Source organism: Micromonospora sp. NPDC002575 (assembly GCF_042889525.1).
In the GTDB taxonomy this organism is placed as follows: domain Bacteria; phylum Actinomycetota; class Actinomycetes; order Mycobacteriales; family Micromonosporaceae; genus Micromonospora; species Micromonospora carbonacea.
In genome coordinates this window covers 47283-66431 of record NZ_JBIARA010000025.1, presented here as the reverse complement: position 1 = coordinate 66431, position 19149 = coordinate 47283, and the positions used below count along the sequence as shown (strand labels likewise).

General features: G+C 76.0%; 15 protein-coding genes. 7 read left to right on the top strand and 8 right to left on the bottom strand.

Features of this window, described 5'->3' with window-relative positions; genetic code table 11:
• The first annotated feature begins 113 nt into the window (after positions 1-113).
• Positions 114-794: a DUF4272 domain-containing protein gene (locus tag ACFYWL_RS27785; RefSeq protein ID WP_386978543.1), complete on the top strand. Its 681-nt coding sequence runs from the start codon at positions 114-116 to the stop codon at positions 792-794.
• 15 nt (positions 795-809) lie between these two features.
• Here ACFYWL_RS27785 and ACFYWL_RS27780 read toward each other — a convergent pair whose 3' ends face one another.
• Positions 810-1946, bottom strand: coding sequence for a putative RNA methyltransferase (locus ACFYWL_RS27780; RefSeq protein WP_386978610.1), 1137 nt, complete (start codon positions 1944-1946; stop codon positions 810-812).
• A 64-nt stretch (positions 1947-2010) separates the two neighbouring features.
• Between ACFYWL_RS27780 and ACFYWL_RS27775 the strand changes: the two genes are divergently transcribed.
• Positions 2011-3090, top strand: a complete 1080-nt coding sequence (locus ACFYWL_RS27775) for an adenosine deaminase (protein WP_386978540.1) — start codon at positions 2011-2013, stop codon at positions 3088-3090.
• Here the strand turns inward: ACFYWL_RS27775 and ACFYWL_RS27770 are convergent, their stop codons facing one another.
• Entirely contained in the window at positions 3091-3429 is a 339-nt protein-coding gene (locus tag ACFYWL_RS27770; protein ID WP_386978537.1) for a hypothetical protein, read from the bottom strand. It lies immediately after the preceding gene.
• Between the two features lie 460 nt (positions 3430-3889).
• On the opposite strand from ACFYWL_RS27770, the gene ACFYWL_RS27765 reads away from it, so the two are divergent.
• The 4 genes from ACFYWL_RS27765 (at position 3890) to ACFYWL_RS27750 (ending at position 8891) form a co-directional block, all read left to right on the top strand.
• Complete coding sequence (locus tag ACFYWL_RS27765) at positions 3890-7420, top strand: nitrate- and nitrite sensing domain-containing protein (protein WP_386978534.1); 3531 nt, start codon at positions 3890-3892, stop codon at positions 7418-7420.
• On the top strand, positions 7417-7821 hold the full coding sequence (locus ACFYWL_RS27760; RefSeq protein WP_013283992.1) for a roadblock/LC7 domain-containing protein: 405 nt from the start codon (positions 7417-7419) through the stop codon (positions 7819-7821). Before ACFYWL_RS27765 ends, ACFYWL_RS27760 begins: the two co-directional genes overlap by 4 nt.
• Before the next feature lie 100 nt (positions 7822-7921).
• Positions 7922-8296 carry a DUF742 domain-containing protein gene (locus ACFYWL_RS27755; RefSeq protein WP_007074525.1) on the top strand — a complete coding sequence of 125 codons (375 nt, stop codon included), beginning with the start codon at positions 7922-7924 and terminating at the stop codon, positions 8294-8296.
• 1 nt (position 8297) lies between these two features.
• On the top strand, positions 8298-8891 hold the full coding sequence (locus ACFYWL_RS27750) for an ATP/GTP-binding protein (RefSeq protein ID WP_043961834.1): 594 nt from the start codon (positions 8298-8300) through the stop codon (positions 8889-8891).
• A 344-nt stretch (positions 8892-9235) separates the two neighbouring features.
• Here ACFYWL_RS27750 and ACFYWL_RS27745 read toward each other — a convergent pair whose 3' ends face one another.
• Together ACFYWL_RS27745 and ACFYWL_RS27740 are read right to left on the bottom strand one after the other, a co-directional pair.
• Positions 9236-11722 carry a transposase gene (locus tag ACFYWL_RS27745; protein WP_386978528.1) on the bottom strand — a complete coding sequence of 829 codons (2487 nt, stop codon included), beginning with the start codon at positions 11720-11722 and terminating at the stop codon, positions 9236-9238.
• Positions 11723-11786: 64 nt separating this feature from the next.
• Positions 11787-12809, bottom strand: coding sequence for a DNA primase (locus ACFYWL_RS27740; protein WP_386978525.1), 1023 nt, complete (start codon positions 12807-12809; stop codon positions 11787-11789).
• Between the two features lie 118 nt (positions 12810-12927).
• Here ACFYWL_RS27740 and ACFYWL_RS27735 point away from each other — a divergent pair, with 118 nt between their 5' ends.
• Entirely contained in the window at positions 12928-13263 is a 336-nt protein-coding gene (locus tag ACFYWL_RS27735) for a PadR family transcriptional regulator (RefSeq protein ID WP_386978522.1), read from the top strand.
• A gap of 498 nt (positions 13264-13761) precedes the next feature.
• On the opposite strand, the gene ACFYWL_RS27730 is transcribed toward ACFYWL_RS27735, so the two are convergent.
• The 4 genes from ACFYWL_RS27730 to ACFYWL_RS27715 are packed head-to-tail and all read right to left on the bottom strand — an operon-like array spanning position 13762 to position 19145.
• A complete protein-coding gene (locus tag ACFYWL_RS27730; RefSeq protein WP_386978519.1) occupies positions 13762-14454 on the bottom strand; it encodes a permease prefix domain 1-containing protein in 693 nt (230 codons plus the stop codon).
• A 58-nt stretch (positions 14455-14512) separates the two neighbouring features.
• Positions 14513-16345, bottom strand: coding sequence for a thiol reductant ABC exporter subunit CydC (cydC, locus tag ACFYWL_RS27725; protein ID WP_386978516.1), 1833 nt, complete (start codon positions 16343-16345; stop codon positions 14513-14515).
• Positions 16342-18141 carry a thiol reductant ABC exporter subunit CydD gene (cydD, locus tag ACFYWL_RS27720; protein WP_386978513.1) on the bottom strand — a complete coding sequence of 600 codons (1800 nt, stop codon included), beginning with the start codon at positions 18139-18141 and terminating at the stop codon, positions 16342-16344. Before cydD ends, cydC begins: the two co-directional genes overlap by 4 nt.
• Positions 18138-19145, bottom strand: a complete 1008-nt coding sequence (locus tag ACFYWL_RS27715) for a cytochrome d ubiquinol oxidase subunit II (RefSeq protein ID WP_386978510.1) — start codon at positions 19143-19145, stop codon at positions 18138-18140. Before ACFYWL_RS27715 ends, cydD begins: the two co-directional genes overlap by 4 nt.
• Positions 19146-19149: the final 4 nt, after the last annotated feature.

Below are 19149 nucleotides of genomic sequence, written 5' to 3'. Positions count from 1 at the left end.
CCCGCGCCCGCCCCGGTGCCCGGCTGCCGTGGTGCCGACCGCCGTTAACCGCTATTCTCCCAGGCCAGGGGACGACCGGCGCTTAGCCGATGCGACTGACAGGGGTCTGAGCCGTGCCCGTACCCGCTCCCGACCCGAGAGAGGTCCGTGACGCCAGCCTGGACGAGCTGTCCCGGCTGGGGTTGCCGCTGCCACCGGAGCAGTTCCCGCTGGTGTGGGAGCCGGGCGACGAGATCGAGCTGCGGCCGACCGTCGAGATCGAGGCGCGCATCGCCGTGCTGCACGTGATCCTGGCCCGGTGCTTCGGCATGCCCGCGCAGGCGGCGATGAGCTGGCTGCTCAACTCCCACCTGGTCGACATGGTCACCCCGCCCGAGTGGCAGTTCGTGATGGGCGGCCGGGGCGACCACCGGTCGTTCGTGCTGCACCACGACGCGCTGTTCTCGCTGGCCTGGGTGCTCGGCCTGACCAAGCAGCTCGACCCGACGCTGCCGGTCGACGAGCGGCTGGTGGAGCGGCTGCCGCACATCGCGGGCGGGGAGACCTTCGCGCACTGGCGCTCCCGCATCCTGGCCGCGCCCCAGCACCCGGCCGACGCGGCGGCCCTGCTCGACCTGCACTACTGCCTCGACTGGGCGTACCTGGAACTGGAGCGCGACGGGCGGTCGCGGCCCGGCCTGGTCGACGCCAACGCGATCGGCCAGCGCCGGTGGGCGCTGGAGTGGGCGGTGGTCCTGCGCGGGCCCTACCACGACGAGCCGCCGGGCTGGGAAGAGGTCGACCTGTCCACCTGAGGGGCGACGCCGCGTTCACCGGGGCCGGTACACGCCGAGCCGGACCGCGAGGGTCACCCCGACCGGCTCGGGCAGGGCGGCGATCCGGGCGGCGAGGACGGCCGGGTCCGTGTGCCGGGCGCTCGGCCCCATCCCGACCAGCGTGGCCACCTCCGGCCCGGTCAGTTCCAGCCGGGCCCGCAGCACGCTCTCGGTGGCCTGGCCGAAGTGGCCGGCCAGGCTCCCGGCGACCCGGTCCGTCTTGTCGGGGTCGACTTTCAGCAGGTCGAGCGCGTCGACCAGCTCGGCGAGGTGGTCCTTGGCCGGGGTGACCACGAGCAGCACGCCGGCCGGGTGGAGCACCCGGTGGAACTCCGCGCCGTTGCGCGGGGCGAAGACGTCGAGCAGCACGGCGACGCTGCCGTCGGCCAGCGGGAGCCGCCGCCAGGTGTCGGCGAGCGCCGCCGCCGCGCGCGGGTGGGCCCGCGCCGCCCGGCGCAGCGCCGGCTTGGAGACGTCCAGGGCCAGGCCCACGGCGTCGGGCAGCGCCGCCAGCACCGCGGCGAGGTGCCGGCCCGTGCCCGCACCGGCGTCCACGACCAGCGGGTACGCCCCGACGGCGCCGTGCGCACGGGCGGCGGCGTCGGCGTCGGCGGCCCCGGCGGCCCCGGCGGCGTCGGCGGCCCCGGCGTGTCGCGCGCCGGGGCGACTGACTGCTTGCGCCTCATTTGCTCTGCACCCGCATGCGCAGCGGTCACCCACCGTCACCGCTGCGTCGGTGGGTGCAGAGCAAAGGGCCTGCGGAGCGGGGACGCCGGCGACCGGTCCGTCCGCCGCCGGTCCGTCGACCGCCGGGCGGCCAATCGCCGGGCCGTCCCGCGCCTCGTCGGCCACGAACGTGTCCTCCAGCGCCGCGCGCGCGGCGGCGGCGAGCGCGTCCGAGACCGGGTCGTAGTGCCCGGCGGCGAGGAAGTCGGCCCGGGCGGCCACCATCTCGGCGGTGTCGCCCGCGTGCGGGGCCCGGCCGGCGAGCAGGTCGACGTACCCCTGGCGGGCCACGTCGAAGCTGTGCCGGCGCGGGCAGCGCAACGCCCGGGCGGTCCCGGTGGCGGCCTCGGTGAGCGGTTCCGCGCAGACCGGGCAGCGCAGCCGGCCGACGATGCGGGGGTCCATCACCGCGCCATCCTCCCAGCCGGTCGCGTCGGGCGGCCCGGCCGGTGGCCACTAGGGTCTCAGCATGGTCGCAATCTCATACGAGGACATCGTCAAGGCTCCCAAGGCGTTGCTGCACGACCACCTCGACGGCGGCCTGCGGCCGGCGACGATCGTCGAACTGGCTGCCGAGGCTGGCCACGAGCTGCCCACCACCGACCCCGGTGCGCTCGGTCGCTGGTTCGTCGAGGCGGCGGACTCCGGTTCGCTGGAGCGGTACCTGGAGACGTTCGCCCACACCGTCGCCGTCATGCAGACCGCGCCCGCGCTGCGCCGGGTGGCCCGGGAGTGCGCCCTGGACCTGGCCGCCGACGGGGTCGTCTACGCCGAGGTGCGGTTCGCCCCCGAGCAGCACCTGGAACGGGACCTGACCCTGGACGAGGTGGTCGAGGCGGTCGTCGCCGGGTTCGCCGAGGGCGCGGCGCTCGCCGCCGACGCCGGCCACCCGATCCGGGTGGGCACCCTGCTCACCGCCATGCGGCACGCCGCCCGGTCGCAGGAGATCGCCGAGCTGGCCGTGCGGCACCGCGACGCCGGGGTGGTGGGCTTCGACATCGCCGGGGCGGAGGCGGGCTTCCCGCCCACCCGGCACCTCGACGCGTTCGAGTACCTCCAGCGGGAGAACTTCCACTTCACCATCCACGCCGGCGAGGCGTTCGGGCTGCCGTCGATCTGGCAGGCCATCCAGTGGTGCGGCGCGGACCGCCTCGGCCACGGGGTGCGGATCGTCGACGACATCACCCCCGGCGACGACCGGCCGACGCTGGGCCGGCTGGCCGCGTACGTGCGGGACAAGCGGATCCCGCTGGAGCTGTGCCCGTCGTCGAACGTGCAGACCGGCGCGGCGGCGTCGATCGCCGAGCACCCGATCGGGCTGCTGCGTGACCTGCGGTTCCGGGTCACGGTGAACACCGACAACCGGCTGATGAGCGGCACCTCGATGTCGCGGGAGATGGCGCTGCTGGCGGAGGCCTTCGGCTACGGCTGGAAGGAACTCCAGTGGTTCACGATCAACGCGATGAAGAGCGCGTTCATCCCGTTCGACGAGCGGCTGGTGATCATCGACGAGGTGATCAAGCCGGCGTACGCGAAGCTGCTGGGCTGATCAGGGGTGGTGCGGGTGGCCGGCGAGCAGGTCGGCCACCCGGCGCAGCACCTCGCGGGCGGGGGCCGGACGGGCGCCGAGCCCCGCCTGGCGGCGCAGCACCGCCGGCTCCGCGCGCAGCAGGGCCAGCCCGCGCCGCAGCAGCACCCGGGGGGCCTTGCGCTGCTCGGCCAGGTCGCGGGAGAGCCGCCGGAGGAAGGTGGTGCCGCGCGGCCGGCGCAGCGCGTACGCCCCGGCGAGCAGCCCGCGCCGCCGGCATTCCTCGACGATCTCGGCGGCGAATATCCCTTCGGCGACGAAAAGTGGCGATCCGGCGACCTCGAATGGCCGGGTGGCCACTTGCCGGTCCGCGCCGATCGCATAAACCGGCACTTCGGCCTTGCCGTCCCGTGCCAGTCGGGCAATCGTTTCCACGGCCGCCCCGGCGTCCCACGAGAGGGGTGAGTCCCAGTCCACAAGGCCGTCATGGCGTGGCAACGTAGGGTCATCGCCGTCCTTGTAGAAGTCGTCCAGACAGAGGACGGGAAGCCCGGTTCGTTGGGCTATGTACGACTTTCCGGAGCCGGAGGGGCCAGCGAGAAGGACGACGCGGTGGGGGTGATCCATTACTTTCAGTCACTCCGGCCAGACGGATTGCGAGCAAATTGCATCAACATCTCATCACACCTCCGGCGACGGCCAGCCTGGGCTTTCTCTTTGGAACACGGCGTGATGGAATCTCGGAGGTCCGACCCGCCGGGTCGGCCGCTGGGCGTTGCCCGGGGCAACGCGCGGGCGCTGTGATCGCGAGGGCGGTGACGTGAGCAAACGACCGAAGACGGCGGGTTCTTTCCTGTCGCGACTGCGTCGGCCGGTCGGCCGGCTCCGCGACATGCCGATCTGGTCCAAGCTCGGTCTCATCATGATCGTGCCGACCATCGCCACGGTCGTCGTCGGCACCAGTGGCCTCGTCGACAACCTGGACACGCTGAACAACGCCAACCGCTCCGGCGACCTGGCCAACCTGGTCGGCTACTCGGGCGACCTGGTCAACAGCCTCCAGGACGAGCGCACCTCCGCGGTGCTGCTGCTCGGCGCGAACGGCGACCAGGCCAAGGCGCAGTACCAGGAGGCGTACAACCGGGTCAACAGCCAGGTTGACCGGGCCAAGGTGCCGTACCTGGGGCAGCGGGCCAAGGTCGAGGACCTGCCCAACAGCCTGGAGAACATCCTCGACGGCATCGACCAGAACCTGAAGGACCTGCCCGGCACCCGCAGCCAGGTCTTCAACGGCAAGCTGAAGATCATCGACGCCATGCAGGCGTACGAGGGTCTGATCAACGACCTGCTCTCCATCCGCGACTCCGCCACCCAGCTCGCCGGTGACAGCGACCTGAGCGACCGGATGCGCGCCGCGGCCGCCGTCGCCCGGGAGAAGGAATACCTCTCGGTCCGCCGGGTCGTGGTGCACCGGGCGCTCATCCAGCGTGAGCTGACCCCCATCCTGCGCACCGACTACATCGCCAGCGGCACCGGTCAGCAGCAGGCGTTGCAGAGCTTCAAGGCGGTGGCCAGCCAGGCCGAGGCGGACCTGCACGACCAGACCGTCGCGGGCGGCGACCGGCGCGAGGCGCAGAACTACACCGGCTGGCTCGACGGCAACATCAACGGCAGCATGGCCGACGCGCCGTTCGGGCCGGACCAGTGGGACGCGGCCATGGTCGCCAACGCCAAGCTGATCCGCACGGTCGAGGCCAAACTGGACGGCGACGTGGTCAAGCAGGCCGACGCGCTCCGCTCCGACGTGCAGCGCACGGTGTTCCTCCAGACCGGCCTGCTGCTCGGCATGCTGCTGCTGGCCATCCTGTTCGCGTACCTGGTCGCCCGGTCGATGGCCCGGTCGCTGCGCGACCTGCGGCAGGGCGCGCTCAACATCGCCCAGTACGGCCTGCCCCAGGCCGTCGCCCGGCTGCGCGACCCGCAGCTGTCCAGCCAGCTCTCCCCGGTCCAGGCGGCCAACCAGATCGCCGAGCCGCTGCCGGTGCGCAGCAAGGACGAGTTCGGCCAGGTGACCGAGGCGTTCAACGCGGTCCACCTGGAGGCCGTGCGGACGGCGGCGGAGCAGGCCGCGCTGCGCGCCTCCGTCGCGACCATGTTCGTCAACCTGGCGCGCCGCTCGCAGATCCTGGTCGACCGGCTGATCGGCCACCTCGACCGGCTGGAGCGCGGCGAGGAGGACCCGGACCGGCTGGCCGAGCTGTTCCAGCTCGACCACCTCGCGACCCGGATGCGCCGCAACGACGAGAACCTGCTGGTGCTCGCCGGCGCCGACTCCACCCGCGTGCAGCGCGAGCCGGCGGCGCTGATCGACGTGCTGCGGGCTGCCCAGTCCGAGGTCGAGCACTACACCCGCATCGAGTTCGGGGTGATCGACCGGGACATCGAGGTCGCCGCGCACGCGGTCAACGACCTGGTCCACCTGGTCGCCGAGCTGTTCGACAACGCCACCGCCTTCTCGCCGCCCGACTCGCAGGTGATGGTGGAGGCCCGCCGGGTCGGCGACCGCGCCAGCCTCTACGTCGAGGACCGGGGCATCGGCATCAGCGTCGAGCAGCTCCACGAGCTCAACGAGCGCCTCGCCACGCCGCCGCAGGTGGACGTGGCCGTCTCCCGGATGATGGGCCTGGTCGTGGTCGCCCGGCTGGCCTCCCGGCACGGCGTGAAGGTCGAGCTGCGGCCCGGCACCGACCGGGGCACCGTCGCCGACGTCACCCTGCCCACCACCGTGCTGGTGCCCCGGGCGCTGTCCGGCCGGGTCCAGCAGCCCGGCGCGCTGCCGGCCCCGCCCGCGCAGCTCACCGGCCCGCAGCCGGGCGGGTCCACCCCGACGCTGGGCGCCTTCGCCGCCTTCGGCAACGGTCCCGCGGCCCCCGCGTCCCACCAGCGGCCGGGGCATTCGGGCAACCAGGTCACCCTGGGCGGCCGGTCCTTCGACCCGGCCTCGCGCAACGGTCACGGCGCGCCCGCGTCGGCCGGTCCCACGCGGTCGATGCCGGCCTGGTCGGACCTGACCGGTGCCAGTGCCGCGGGCGGTGTCCCCGCCCCCCGCACCGCCAACGGCCAGCAGATCGACCCGCTGCCGCAGCGGCGCGCCTCGGGCGACGGCGACCCGGCCAGCAGCGGCCAGCAGCCGGCCATCCCCCGGCAGTTGCCGAGCAGCCCGGAGGCCCGCGGCTGGACCCCGCCGGTTTCCGCGCCGCCGGTGCCGCCGGTGTCGGCGCCCCCGATTCCGCCGGTCTCGGCACCGCCCGTCTCCGCCTTCCCGGTGTCGGGTCAGCCCGTCTCGGCCGCCCCGGTCTCCGGCCAGCCGGTGTCCGGTCAGCCGGCCGGCATGCCCGTCTCCGGCCAGCCGTACTCGGCGCAGCCGCTGCCTAGCCGGCCGGCCACCGCGGCCCAGACGCCCGTGGCACCCCCGGCCTGGCCCCCGGTCTCCGCCCCGGAGCCGGCGACCCCGCCGGTGCCGGAGCGCCTCGCCGCCGCCCTGGACATGACCACGGAGCTGCCCCGGGTGCCGCGCACCGAGATGCCCAGCGCCCCGGCCGCCCAGCCGGTCACCCCGCCGACGCCGCCGGCCCGGCCGACGCCCCCGCAGGCGCAGAACCGACAGCAGCGGTACGCGGACGAGACGATGGAGCTGCCGATCTTCCGGGAGCTCGAGTCGGCCTGGTTCCGCACCCGCCGCTCGGGTCCCGACGAGGCGGCGGGCCCCACCCCGGCCGCAGCGACCAACGGTGCCGGAAGCTCGGCGACCGGTGCCGTGACCCAGCAGTTCTCCGCGGTCGACGTCACCGGCCGGACCGTCCAGACACCAGCACCCCGGACGACAGGTAACGCACCGATGGCAGACACCCCGATGGCCGGAGGAGTGCCGCGCGACAACGGATCGCCGGCCAACGGCGGCGGTCGCCCAGGTCCCGCCGACGCCTTCGCCGGCCGGCGGTCCACGTCGCAGGGCAACACCTGGGAGACGGCCGCCGACGACGGCTGGCGGGCCGCCTCGGCGGCCACCGAGGTCCCGGTCGCGGAGACCACCCGCAAGGGCCTGCCGAAGCGGGTGCCGATGGCCCAGCTCGTGCCCGGCGGGGTGGAGAAGCCCACCACGTCCGTCCAGCGCCGCACACCGGAGGGCGTCCGCGGTCTGCTTTCGGCATACCATCGAGGCGTGCAGCGTGGGCGCACCCAGCCCGACGGCAACCCGACCAACCCGGAGGAAGCTTCGGGTGGGCAGCAATCCTCGCAGTCTGGCTCAGGCCCGGTGGCCGGGAGCGGGCAGAAGGAGCAACAAGGATGACAACTACGCAGGATCTCGGTTGGCTGCTGGCCAACTTCGCCGACCGGGTGCCCGGTGTCGCGCACGCGGTCGCCGTCTCCGCGGACGGCCTGCTCCTCGCGTCGTCACGAGACCTTCCGCGTGACCGGGCCGACCAGCTCGCCGCGATCGCGTCCGGCCTGGTCAGCCTGACGCAGGGGGCGGCCCGCTGCTTCGAGGGCGGCGCGGTGCTGCAGACCGTGGTCGAGATGGACAACGGCTTCCTGTTCCTGATGTCCATCTCGGACGGCTCGTCGTTCGCCGTGCTCGCCGCCCGTAGCTGCGACGTCGGGCAGGTCGGATACGAGATGGCCCTCCTGGTCGACCGGGTGGGCGACGCGTTGACCCCGCAGCCGCGCACGGCTGTGGGAATGATGGGCTGACCCGCGCGCTGGCCGGTGGGTCAGGCGGGGCGGCAACGACAGGAACGACGGGTTCCACCGGGTCCAGCCGGTGTCGGGGACGAAGGAGGTGAGCGGCGACATGGATCGTGACGAGCCGACCGGAGCGTTGGTCCGTCCGTACGCCGTGACCCGCGGTCGTACCCGCCCCCGGCTGGACATCGCGCTGGAGGCGCTCGTCGAAACGACGGTGCGTGGTCGGGCCGCTGCCAGTTCCAACGGCGGCCAGGGCCGGGAGCACCAGTACATCGCCGCGCTGTGCGACGGACGGGTGCAGTCGCTTGCCGAGATCGCGGCGCGGATGCAGCTCCCGCTCGGCGTGGCTAGGGTGCTCATCGCCGACATGGCGACGGACGGCCTGGTCGCGGTCCACGAGCCGACCATCCTGGACGACTCCGACGACGCGGTGGGCACTGAACTGCTGGAGAGGGTGCTGAGTGGACTTCGCAGGCTCTGACATGTCGCACCGCCCGCCCGTCCCGAGTGGGCGCGTGACGTCGGCGAAGATCGTTATCGCCGGTGGTTTCGGCGTCGGCAAGACGACGCTGGTCGGCTCGGTCTCGGAGATCACGCCGCTGACCACCGAGGCGATCATGACCTCCGCCGGCGTGGGCGTCGACGACACCCGGCAGGTGCCGGGCAAGACGACGACCACGGTGGCGATGGACTTCGGCCGTATCTCGATCGACCGGGACCTGATCCTGTACCTGTTCGGCACCCCCGGCCAGACCCGGTTCTGGTTCATGTGGGACGAGCTGGTCCGGGGCGCCATCGGCGCGGTGGTCCTGGTCGACACCCGGCGGCTGGCCGACTGCTTCGCGGCCATCGACTTCTTCGAGCACCGGCGGCTGCCGTACCTGGTGGCCATCAACTGCTTCGACGGGATGCAGTACCACGATCCGCAGGACGTCCGGGACGCGCTCGCGATCTCGCACGAGGTGCCGGTGGTGGCCTGTGACGCCCGTAACCGGGAGTCGACGAAGCACGTGCTGATCTCGCTGGTCGAGTACGTGCTCACGATGCGTCGCTCGCGCGCGGTCGCGCCGGCCTGATCGACAACGGGACGCGCCCGACGATCGGCTCTCCGCCGGGTCGTCGGGCGCTTCCGGCTGTGCGGGGCCGGGCGGCGGCCGGCCGCCGCTGGTGGCGATCGCGCGCCTTGCCCGCCCCGGGACGCCCCGCCCTGCCCCTGTCGGGATGCACTGTCGACCGTCCCCACAGGACGTCAGCGTGCCCGGCCAGGGGCGCCGTAGGGCAGTCGTAGCCGTCTTGGGATGCCGGGGTGGCCGGACTCCGCCCGGGAGCCTTCCGCGTCGCCGTGGCGGCGGTACGCCGGCCCGCGCCGGTGCCCGTGGCGAGAGAAGCCGGGGCGGCAACCGCCGCCCCGGCGGGGTGGTCAGGAGCGGTAGCCGGCGGAACGGTACTCGTATTCCCGGTCGTCGTCGCGGTCGCCCGTGTCCCGGGTGAAGTCCCAGCCGCCCGCCGCCTCGCGGCCCGGCCGGCCGCCGACGGCGAAGCCGCCGATCTCCTGCCCACGACGCCAGCCCCGGAAGTAGCCGGTCGTGTTCTCGGCGAGGCTGGCCGCGTCGCGGACTATCCGCAGGGGACGCTCCTCGCGCAGGGGCGAGCCGGGAACCAGGTTGGCCTGCGGCACCCGCTTGGGCAGCCCGGCCTTGGTCTCGGCGCCCACCGCCGGGCGGGCGGCCTGCTCGGCGGCCTGCCACCCGGTGTCGGCGGTGCTCGACCAGTCCAGCTCGGCCTCGTCGTCGTGACCGACGAACCAGGCCGACTTGGCGGCGGCGAAGATCAACAGGTCGCCGTCTCCCTCGTCGGAGATCGGCGGGGTACGCCGCTCCATGGGGGCGGACCGCGGCGGCTGCGGCGGGGCCGACCGGTGCTCCATGGCGGGCCGCTGCTCCGCCGGGAGCCGCTGACCGAGCGGGGACCGGTGCTCCATCGCCGGCCGCTCGGGGCGGGGCTCCGAAGCGGAACGCTCGGCGCGGGCCGCCTCGCCGCGGTCGACCAACCGCAGCGGCGGTGGCTCCAGACGCGGGTCCCCGGCGGGGCCCGACCCCTCCCGCAGTGCCCGATCGGCCAGCGGTGGCGGCTCGACCAGCCGCAGCATCGGCGGCTCCTGGGGCAGGTCGTCGGCGAGCCACGGCGGGGTGACCCGGCCCTCGGTCGCCGGGACCACCTCGGTCGGCGCGTCGATCTGCCGCTTCGCCCGCTCCTCGAAGGGGCGCACGACCGGGTTGTTCGGCGAGCTGTCGGCGGGGTCCTCGGGGTTGTTGACCAGCGGCCAGTTCGCCCGCGAGCCGGGGGGAGCGGACTCCTGGCCGGGGCGCGGGGCCGGCAGCGGGACGCTCAGGTCGGTGGCGCTGAAGCCACCGGTGGGCGGCGGCGCAGACTCGCCCGTCGTTTTGGGACGGGGCGGGATGATGGTGCGCTGCCGCTCCGCCCGCGCGTTCTGGATCGCGGCCGTGGTCAGCGTGGGCCGGAACGGCTCACCGGCCTCGGCCGGCGGCACGGAACCGCGCTCGCGCTGGCTCGGCGCGATCGGGGTGATGCCCGGCGGCGGGGGTGGCGGCGCGGAGACCGGCCGGTTGGTCGGGCCGTCGATCAGGCGGCGCGGCTCGGGCGAGGACGCCGGTGGACCGTCCATCAGGCGGCGGGGCTCCGCCGGCGGTGGGCCGTCCATCAGTCGGCGCGGCTCGGGCGACGGCGGGCCGGAGATCGGCGGAGTGGCCGAGGCGGCCGGGACGATCGGGCGCGGGGCGACCGGCGGCGGAGCAACGGGCTCCGGCGCGACCGGCGGCGGGCCGAGCGGACGGGGCTGGGCGGGCAGGCCGCCGCCGGGGACCGGCTCGGGACGGCTGCGCCGCCCGGCGACGGGCTCGGGCTCGGTGGGCCGCAGCGCACGCAGACCGGAGCCGGGAAGCTCGGCGATCGGCTCGCCCCGGCGGGCGGCGGCCCGGCGGCCCGACGCGGGCGCGGGGGTGGTGACCCGGGCGTCGAGCGCGCCGACCAGGGCCTCGCAGCCCGCGTCGCACGCCCGCACCGAGGCCACCGCCTGGCGGACGGTCTCCGCCACGGCGGAGGTGAGCGCCCGGCTGACCGCCGCGCGGCGGGGCGTCTCGGCGATGGCGACCCGCAGCGCGGTCACCGCATCGTTGATCTTGTCTTCGTCGGCCACCCCGTCGGCCGCGAGGTGGGCGGCGATGGCGTCCGCCGCCACCGACACCTCCCGGCCCCGGGCGATCGTCCCGCCCAGCATGCCGGGCTCGGGCAGGGCGTCCAGCACGGCCAGGGCGACCGGCTCGGCCGGGTCCGGGTACGCGCGCAGGGCGGCCGGGTAGAGCTCCCTCAGCACCTCGCGCAGCGCCACGGCGGCGGAGTGCCGGCCACTGGCGAGCGCGGCGTGCGCCGAGAGGACCTGCTTGTAGCCGGCGAGGTCCCGGGGCGCCGGCAGGGTGACCGCCGACAGCGCGCCGGCCTGAAGGGCCCGGGCCAGCCCGACCGCCCGGCGCTCGGCCGGCGGGGACTGCATCTCCTCCAGCGAGTCGTCGTCGGCGAAGCGCTCGGCGAAGTCGTCGACGGAGTCGTCGTCCGCGATGGCCAGGGGACGCCCGGCGGCGCTCAGCAGCGAGGTGACCGTGTGGTCGTCACTGTCGGCGGCGATCGCGGCTCCGCTCGGCCCGCCCGACCGCTCCACGAGCAGCGCGACCAACTGGGCATAGCCGGCTGGGTCGTCGCCGATCTCGCAGACATGGAGCAGCCGACCTGCGTCGTCGACCACAGCGGACGTCAGCGTCGAACCGGCCGAGGCCGGTCGGTCGGCCGGATCCGCCGAGGCCAGACCGCAGTACACGCGCACGAGCGCCACGGCGTCGTCCTCCTCCCGGGACTGAGGTCTTTATCTGCCAGAGACTGATGCTCCCTGGAACGCGTCAGTCGCGCCAGTCCACGACCGCAGAGATCTTGCCGACAATGGTGCGCCACCCGAGACTCGCCGTCTGGGCGCCGATCTTCTTCAGCCGCCGCCGGCCGAGGAAGCCCCCGATTCCGCCGTTGGCCGTGGCCCGCAGCGCCTCGTCCAGGTCGTCGAGGCTGGAGCCGGCCGAGAGCATGTCCAGCACCGCGGGCAGCCGCAGCGCGTACGCGATGTCCCGGGCCACCTCGCCGGCCTCGATCAGCAGGGTCGAGTCCCAGGTGTCGTGCCCGCCCCGCAGGTTCTCCACGACCAGGTCGAGCTCGTAGGTGTCCTCGTCGAGCGGGACGATGTCGGCCGGTTCCACCCGTTCGGACAGTTCATTCCAGCTGTCCAGTTGAGACATGTCGTTGGGCGCGCCGGACCTGACGAAGCTGACGAGCGACTCCGGCGTCTTGAACAGCAGCAACTTGCCCCGGTGGCTGAGGAAGACCGGGACCTCCTCGTCGCCCGCTTCGTCGTCGTCCTCGTCCTCGTCGTCGTCCTCGGCGGAACCGGGCTCCTCCGTCGCATCGGCGTCGGCATCCGCGTCGTCGGCGCTGTCGGCGGCCGGCTTGCGGCGGCGGGACTTCCCGTCGGCCTTCTCCGCCTCCTCCGCGTCGGCCTCGGCGAACTCGGCGGCCAGCTCCTCGTCGAGGATGACGACCTCGTCGTCGTCCTCGGCCTCGGTCTCGACCGCCTGCCGGCGGGCCAGGAACGGGTCGTCCTGGTCGCGTTCGGCGACGTCGGTCGGGGTCAGCTCCCGTGCCGGCCGGTACGCCCGCAGCGTGAAGCCGGTGCCGGCGGGCAGGGCGATCTCGACCGGGTCGATCCGCAGCTCGTCCCAGAGCGCGCGGTCGGCGTCGCGCGCCGACGGGCGCTCGGCGTCCTCCTCGACCTCTTCGGGAGTGCCATCGGTCTCGTCGAGCTCGGGCTCGTCGGCGTCGGGCCGTTGGGGCGACTGGCGGGCCACGCTGACCTCCGTGTGCTTCGGGCTGCCCACCCGGCGGCGTCTCCGGCCGCCGAGTGACTCTGGGCACATACCCTAGTGGGCGACTCCGGGCGGCCGGTGCCCGCACCCCGGTGGCGCTCCGCGTGGCCCACAAGTAGTCTTGCTACCTATGAAGGCCCAGGCGCTGCACGGACACCTCGACGCGCTGCTGCTCGCGGTGCTGGAGCGGGGCGCGCTGCACGGCTACGCCATCATCGAGGCGCTGCGCGCCCGCAGCGAGGGCACCCTCGACCTGCCCACCGGGACGATCTACCCGGCGCTGCGCCGACTGGAGCGGGCGGGCCACGTGGCCAGCAGTTGGAGCACCGTCAACGGCCGGGAGCGCCGCACCTACGAGCTGACCGACTCGGGCCGCCGGGCCCTCGCCGGGGAGCGGGCCGGCTGGCGGGAGTTCAGCGCGACCGTCGGCCAGTTCCTCGGCGACACCCCGCCGGCCCCGGCCTGACCCCGCCCGCCGCCCGCCGCCCGCCGCCCGCACCCGCCCCCGCCCGCCGCCCGCACCCGCCCCCGCCCGCGCACCGAGCCCGCTGCGCGTCCCGAGATCGCCGCGTTCCGGTCACCTTCGGTGACGGTGGTGGCAGGCGTCGGCGAGAGGAAGTGGCTCACTCGGCGTAACGATTCTCCGGCCCGACACGACGGCTCGTCGCTCCTTTGCTCTGCACCCATGCGCGCAACACCCGGCTGGGCTGTGCGGACGGGGAATCGGCGGTGCCGGGCGGGGCTGGCGCGCGGTCACCGTCCGTCAAGTGTTGCGTATGCGGGTGCAGAGCAAAGGGGTGAAGTGCGTGGCGGTGCCGGGCGGAGCCCGTTGCGGGGCGTGACGAGCCGGCGCGGGCCGCGGGCGCGTCCGGGCGCGGTCGGCTCCGGCGAAACGGCGGACGGGCGCGGCCGGCTCCGGCGAAACGGCGGACGGGCGCGGCCGGCTCCGGCGAGACGGCGGAACCTACGCCGGTCCGGCCGGCCGGCGGCGGGCCGCGAGCAGCCAGGACCGGGCCGCCCGGCCGATCCACAGGAAGCCCGCGCCGCTGACCAGCGCGCCGACCAGCATCGGCGGCCAGGTGCGGGCCGCCTCCCACAGCCCGACGGACCAGCCGTACAGGGCCGCGCCGCCGGCCGCCCCGACGACGAGCGCGGCGGTCAGCGCGAAGCCGGTCAGCCGGGCGAGGCGGGGCAGCGCCGGGTGCGCCGACCGGGCCGAGGCGGCGACCAGCGCCAGCCCCGCCACCGCCAGCACGGCCGCGCCCAGCCAGATGCCGTGCACCGCGCCCGACAGCAGGCGGTAGGCCGCCGGCGGGCCGGGCCCGCCGCTCCAGCTCGACCCCTGCCAGGTCAGGTCGCCCGCGACGACCAGCACGCCGGCGACCGCGAGCACCCGCAGGGACAGGCCGCGCAGCGACCCGGTGGCCAGCTCCGCCTGGTACGCCGGGGCGAGTCGCGCCGGCTCGCCGAACTCGGCCACGGCCCGCCGCGCGGCCTCCGCCGCCGGCAGACCCCCGTCCCGGTACGCCTCGACGGCGTCCTGCAACGCATGGCGGGCCTCGGTGAGCAGGTCGGCCTTGAGCCGCGCCGGGCCGTGCAGCCGGTCGCCCAGCTCGCGCAGCCGCTCCTCCACGAGTACGTCGTCGCCGCGCGCCATGCGACCGAGCCTGCCACGGGGCGGCGAGCGGCGCGTCCGGGGGAATCCCGGAGCGGGCTCAGGGTCGGGGCGTCAGGGCCAGGTACCCGCGCTCGGCCGCCTCCTGGAGCAGCCACTGGTCCCGATACCAGCCCGGCGCGGCGACCAGCTCGTCGTGCCGGCCGCGCTGGACCACCCGGCCGGCGTCGAGGACCACGATCTCGTCGAGGTCGGCGAGCCCGCTGAGCCGGTGGCTGATCAGCAGCACCGAGTGCCCGGCGGGGGTCGCCGCGAGCGCCGAGGCGAGCACCGCGTCGGCGGCGGCCGGGTCGAGCCCCTCGGTCGGCTCGTCGAGCACCAGCACCCCGGGCGCGGCGAGCAGAGCCCGGGCCAGCGCGAGGCGCTGCCGCTGGCCGCCGGAGAGCTGGCCGCCCTCCTCGCCGACCACCGTGTCCCAGCCGGCCGGCTGGGCGCGTACCCAGTCCAGCAGCCCGGCCGCCCGGGTCGCGGCGGTCAGCTCCGCCTCGCCGGCGGCGGGCCGGCCGAGCAGCAGGTTCTCCCGGACCGTGGCGTGGAAGACGTACGCCTCGGCGAGCAGGCCGCCGACCGCCCGGGGCAGCTCCTCCACCGGGTACGCCGACAGGTCGGCCCCGTCGAGGGTGACCCGGCCCTGCGCCGGGCGCACCGTGCCGGTCAGGACGGCGGCGACGGTGCTCTTGCCGGCGCCGCTCGGCCCGACCACGGCGATCCGGCGGCCGGCCGGCAGGTCCAGGGTGAACCGGTCGAGGGCCGGGGCGGTGCCGGCCCGGTACCGCACAATGACCTCGTCGAAGCGCACGTCGTGCGGGGCCGGGCCGCCGGCGGCCGGAACGGACCCGCCGGCCACGGACCCGCCGGCCACGGACCCGGCAGCGTCGGCGGCGTCCGCCGCCCCGGCCTCCGGGGCGGTCAGCAGGGCGGCCACCCGGACCAGCCCGGCCCTCAGCTGGGTGCGCTGCCGGGCGGCCCCGACCAGCGCGAGCGCCACCTCGACGGCGGCCAGGGAACCCACCGCCAGCACGCCGACCAGCACGCCGCCGACGCCGCCGCGCAGCGCGGTGACCACCACCGCGCCGGCGGTCGCGCCGGCGACCAGCACCCCGGCGGCGTCCACGGCGAAGCCGGTCGCGGCGAGCCGCCGTTCCAGCCGGGCCAGCCGGCGGGCCCGGTCGGCGGCGGCGTCCAGCGCGTGCCCGGTGGCCCCGAACGCGGCCAGGTCGGCCGCGCCGTGGGTGAGGTCCACGGCGTCCGTGGCGAGCGCGCCGCGCAGCGGGGCCACCTGGTCGGCGGCGTGCCGGGTCAGCGCGGTGGCCGCGAGCGGCAGGGCTGCCCCGGCGACGAGCAGGCCCAGCGCCAGCGCCCCGGCGGCGGGGAGCGAGATGGCGGCGGCCCCGGCCACGGCCAGCACGCTGACCGCCGCGGCGGCGGCCCCCGGGACGAGCACCCGCAGCAGCAGGTCCTGCACGGCCTCCACGTCGGACACGAGCCGGCTCAGCGCGTCCCCGGTGCGTTGCCGGGCGGCGTCGCGCCGGGCGGCCAGGGCGGCGAAGACCCCGGCCCGGACGTCGGTGGTCATCCGCAGCACGGCGTCGTGGCCGGCGAGGCGCTCGGTGTAGCGGAACACGCCCCGGCTGATCGCCAGCGCCCGGACCGCGACGATCGCCACGGTGAGCCGGTCCAGCGGCGGCCGGCCGGCGGCGCTCATCAGCAGCCAGGTGGCGGTGGCCATCAGGGCGAGCCCGGCGAACTCGGTGGCGGCGGCGAGCAGCCCCGCGCCGACGAGCCGGCCCAGGTACGGCCGGGCCAGCCGCAGCACGGCCCGCTCGGCGGCCCGGACGCTCCCGTCGCCGGCCCGGGTGCTCCCGCCGCTCACCGGGCCGCCTCCTCTCCGGCCGGCGCGGCGGCCACGCCGACACCGGGGCCGGGAGGCGTCGGGCCGGGAGCAGTCGGGCCGACACCGGGGCCGGCAGCCGCCGGGGCGGGGGTCAGCTCGGTGACCCGGCCGTCGTCGATCCGCAGGATCCGGTCGGCGTCGGCGAGCAGCGCCGGACGGTGGGCCACCAGCAGGGCGGTCCGCCCGGCGACGAGCCGGCGGGTGGCGGCGAGCACCCCGGCCTCGCTGGCGCTGTCCAGCCGCGCGGTCGGCTCGTCCAGCAGCACCACCGGCGCGTCCCGCAGGAACGCCCGCGCCAGCGCGACCCGCTGCCGCTGCCCGCTGGACAGGCCGTGCCCGCGCTCGCCGAGCACGGTGTCGAGCCCGTCGGGCAGGGCGGCGACCACCTCGTCCAGCGCGGCGGCGGTGACCGCGTGGGCGAGCGCGGCGTCGGGCGTGTCGGGGGCGCCGAGCCGGATGTTGTCGGCGAGCGGGGCGGCGAAGAGGTGGGCCCGCTGCGGCACCCAGGCGACCTGTCGCCGCCAGCCGTCGCAGTCCGCGCCGGCCAGGTCGACGCCGCCGACGGTGACCCGGCCGGACGTCGGGGCGACAAAGCCGAGCAGCAGGTTGAGCAGGGTGCTCTTGCCCGCCCCGCTCGGCCCGACGATGGCGATCCGCTCGCCGGGCCGGATCGTCAGCGTGACGTCGCGCAGCGCCACGGTCCGCTCGTACGCGACGGTCACGCCCTCGAACCGGATCTCGCCGCGCCCGTCGGGGGCGGGCCGCGCCCCGGCGGGCGTCGCGGCGGCCGGAAGCCCGGCGGCGGTCGGGGGCCCGGCGGCGGTCGGGTCGGTGGCGGAGAGGGTCAGCGCCTCGTCCAGCGCGGTGAGCCCCTCCATGCTGGCGTGGAACCGGCTGCCGGCGGCCCGCAGCGGCAGGTACGCCTCCGGGGTGAGCAGCAGCACCAGCAGCGCGGTGGAGAGCGTGATCCCGCCGCCGAGCAGCCGGATGCCCACCGGCACCGCCACCAGGGCCACCGACAGCGTGGCGACCAGCTCCAGCACCAGCGCGGACAGGAAGGCGATCCGCAGCGTCCGCATCGTCGCGGCCCGGTGCCCGTCGGCCATCCGGCGGACCACCTCGACCTGGCTGCGGGCGCGGCCGAACGCGCGCAGCGTGGGCAGCCCGGCGACCATGTCGAGGAAGTGCCCGCCCAGCGTGGACAGCCGCCGCCACTGCCGCTCGGTGGCGGCCTGCGCCTGCCAGCCGAGCAGCGCACCGAAGACCGGGATCAGCGGCAGGGTCAGCGCGATGATGACGGCCGAGCCCCAGTCGGCGAAGGTGATCCGGGCCAGCACGGCAACCGGGACGGTGACGCTGAGCACGAGCTGCGGCAGGTAGCCGGTGAAGTAGGCGTCCAGGGCGTCCAGCCCGCGCCCGGCCAGCGTGGCGAGCTGCCCGGCCCGCTGCCCGGCGACCCAGCCGGGCCCGTGCCGGCCGACGGCGGCGAGCAGGTCGGCCCGCAGCGCGGCCTTGACCGTCGCGGCGGCCCGCGCCGCCACCGTGCCCTGCGCCCAGGCGACCAGCGCCCGCCCCGCCACGGCGGCCAGGAACCCGGCGAGCGCCGGCCGGGCCAGCCGCCCGTCGAGCGCGGCGGCCAGCACCGTGGCCAGGGCGGTGGCCTGCCCCACGACCAGCAGCGCCGTGAGCCCGCCGAGGACCGCGAGCACGGCGAGGTCGCGCCGGGCCGCGGGGACCCGGCGCAGCAGACGCGGGTCGAAGGGACGGCGGTTCACCAGTACACCGGTGTCCTGCCGTCGGCCCGTCCCCGGAACACCCACCAGCACATCGCCTGGAAGCCTAGTAGGGCCGGCAGGAGCGGCAGCACCAGCCAGCCCAGCAGCGTCAGCGTCGGCCCGCTGGCCGCCGCGTCGGCCACGCTCAGTGACGCCCCCGGTGCGACGGTGGAGACCAGCGCGTAGGGCCACAGCGCCGCGCCGACCCCCGCCACCGGCAGCGCCAGCGCCGCCGAGGTGGCGGCGAAGGCCACCCCGGGCCGCCGCCGCCCGAGCGCCGCGCGGGCCGCCAGCAGCGCCGCCGCCAGCACGACCGGCAGCAGTACGGCCGGCAGCGGGCGCTGCGTCGCGGCGCGTACCCGATCGGAGAGCAGGCCCGCGACGGCGGCCAGGGCGACCGCGGCGAGCGCGAGCGCGACCAGCCGGCGGGCGGTACGGGTCAGCGGCGCGGCGGCCTCGGCGGGCAGCCGGAGGGTGAGGAACGTCGCACCGTGCGCCGCCACCAGGGCCGTCATCGCCAGCCCGGCGAGGGCCGCGAACGGGGTGGCCACGTGGCCGACGCCCGTGACGTGCCCGTCTGCGGCCAGCGGCACGCCCTGGAGCAGCCCGGCGAGCAGCGCCCCCCAGCCGAACGCGGCGAGCAGGCTTCCGGCGGCCACCACCCGGTCCCAGGCGGCGCGGGTCGGCTCGCCGGTCGGGCGGCTGCGCAGTTGCACGCCGACGGTCACCGTGATCGCCCCGGCCAGCGCGGCGGCGACGACGGGGTAGAAGCCGGACAGCAGCTCCCCCTCCAGGGCGGGGAACGCGCCGAACAGGATGCCGGCGGTCGCCACCAGCCAGACCTCGTTGCCGAGGAAGAACGGGCCGACGGCGGTGAGGGCCGCCCGGCGGTGGGCCGGCGTGCCGCCCCGGGCCAGCAGCAGGCCGACGCCGTAGTCGTAGCCGGCGAGGACCAGGTAGCCGGCGAGGAAGAGGCCGAGCAGGGCGTACCAGGCGAGTTCCACGGGT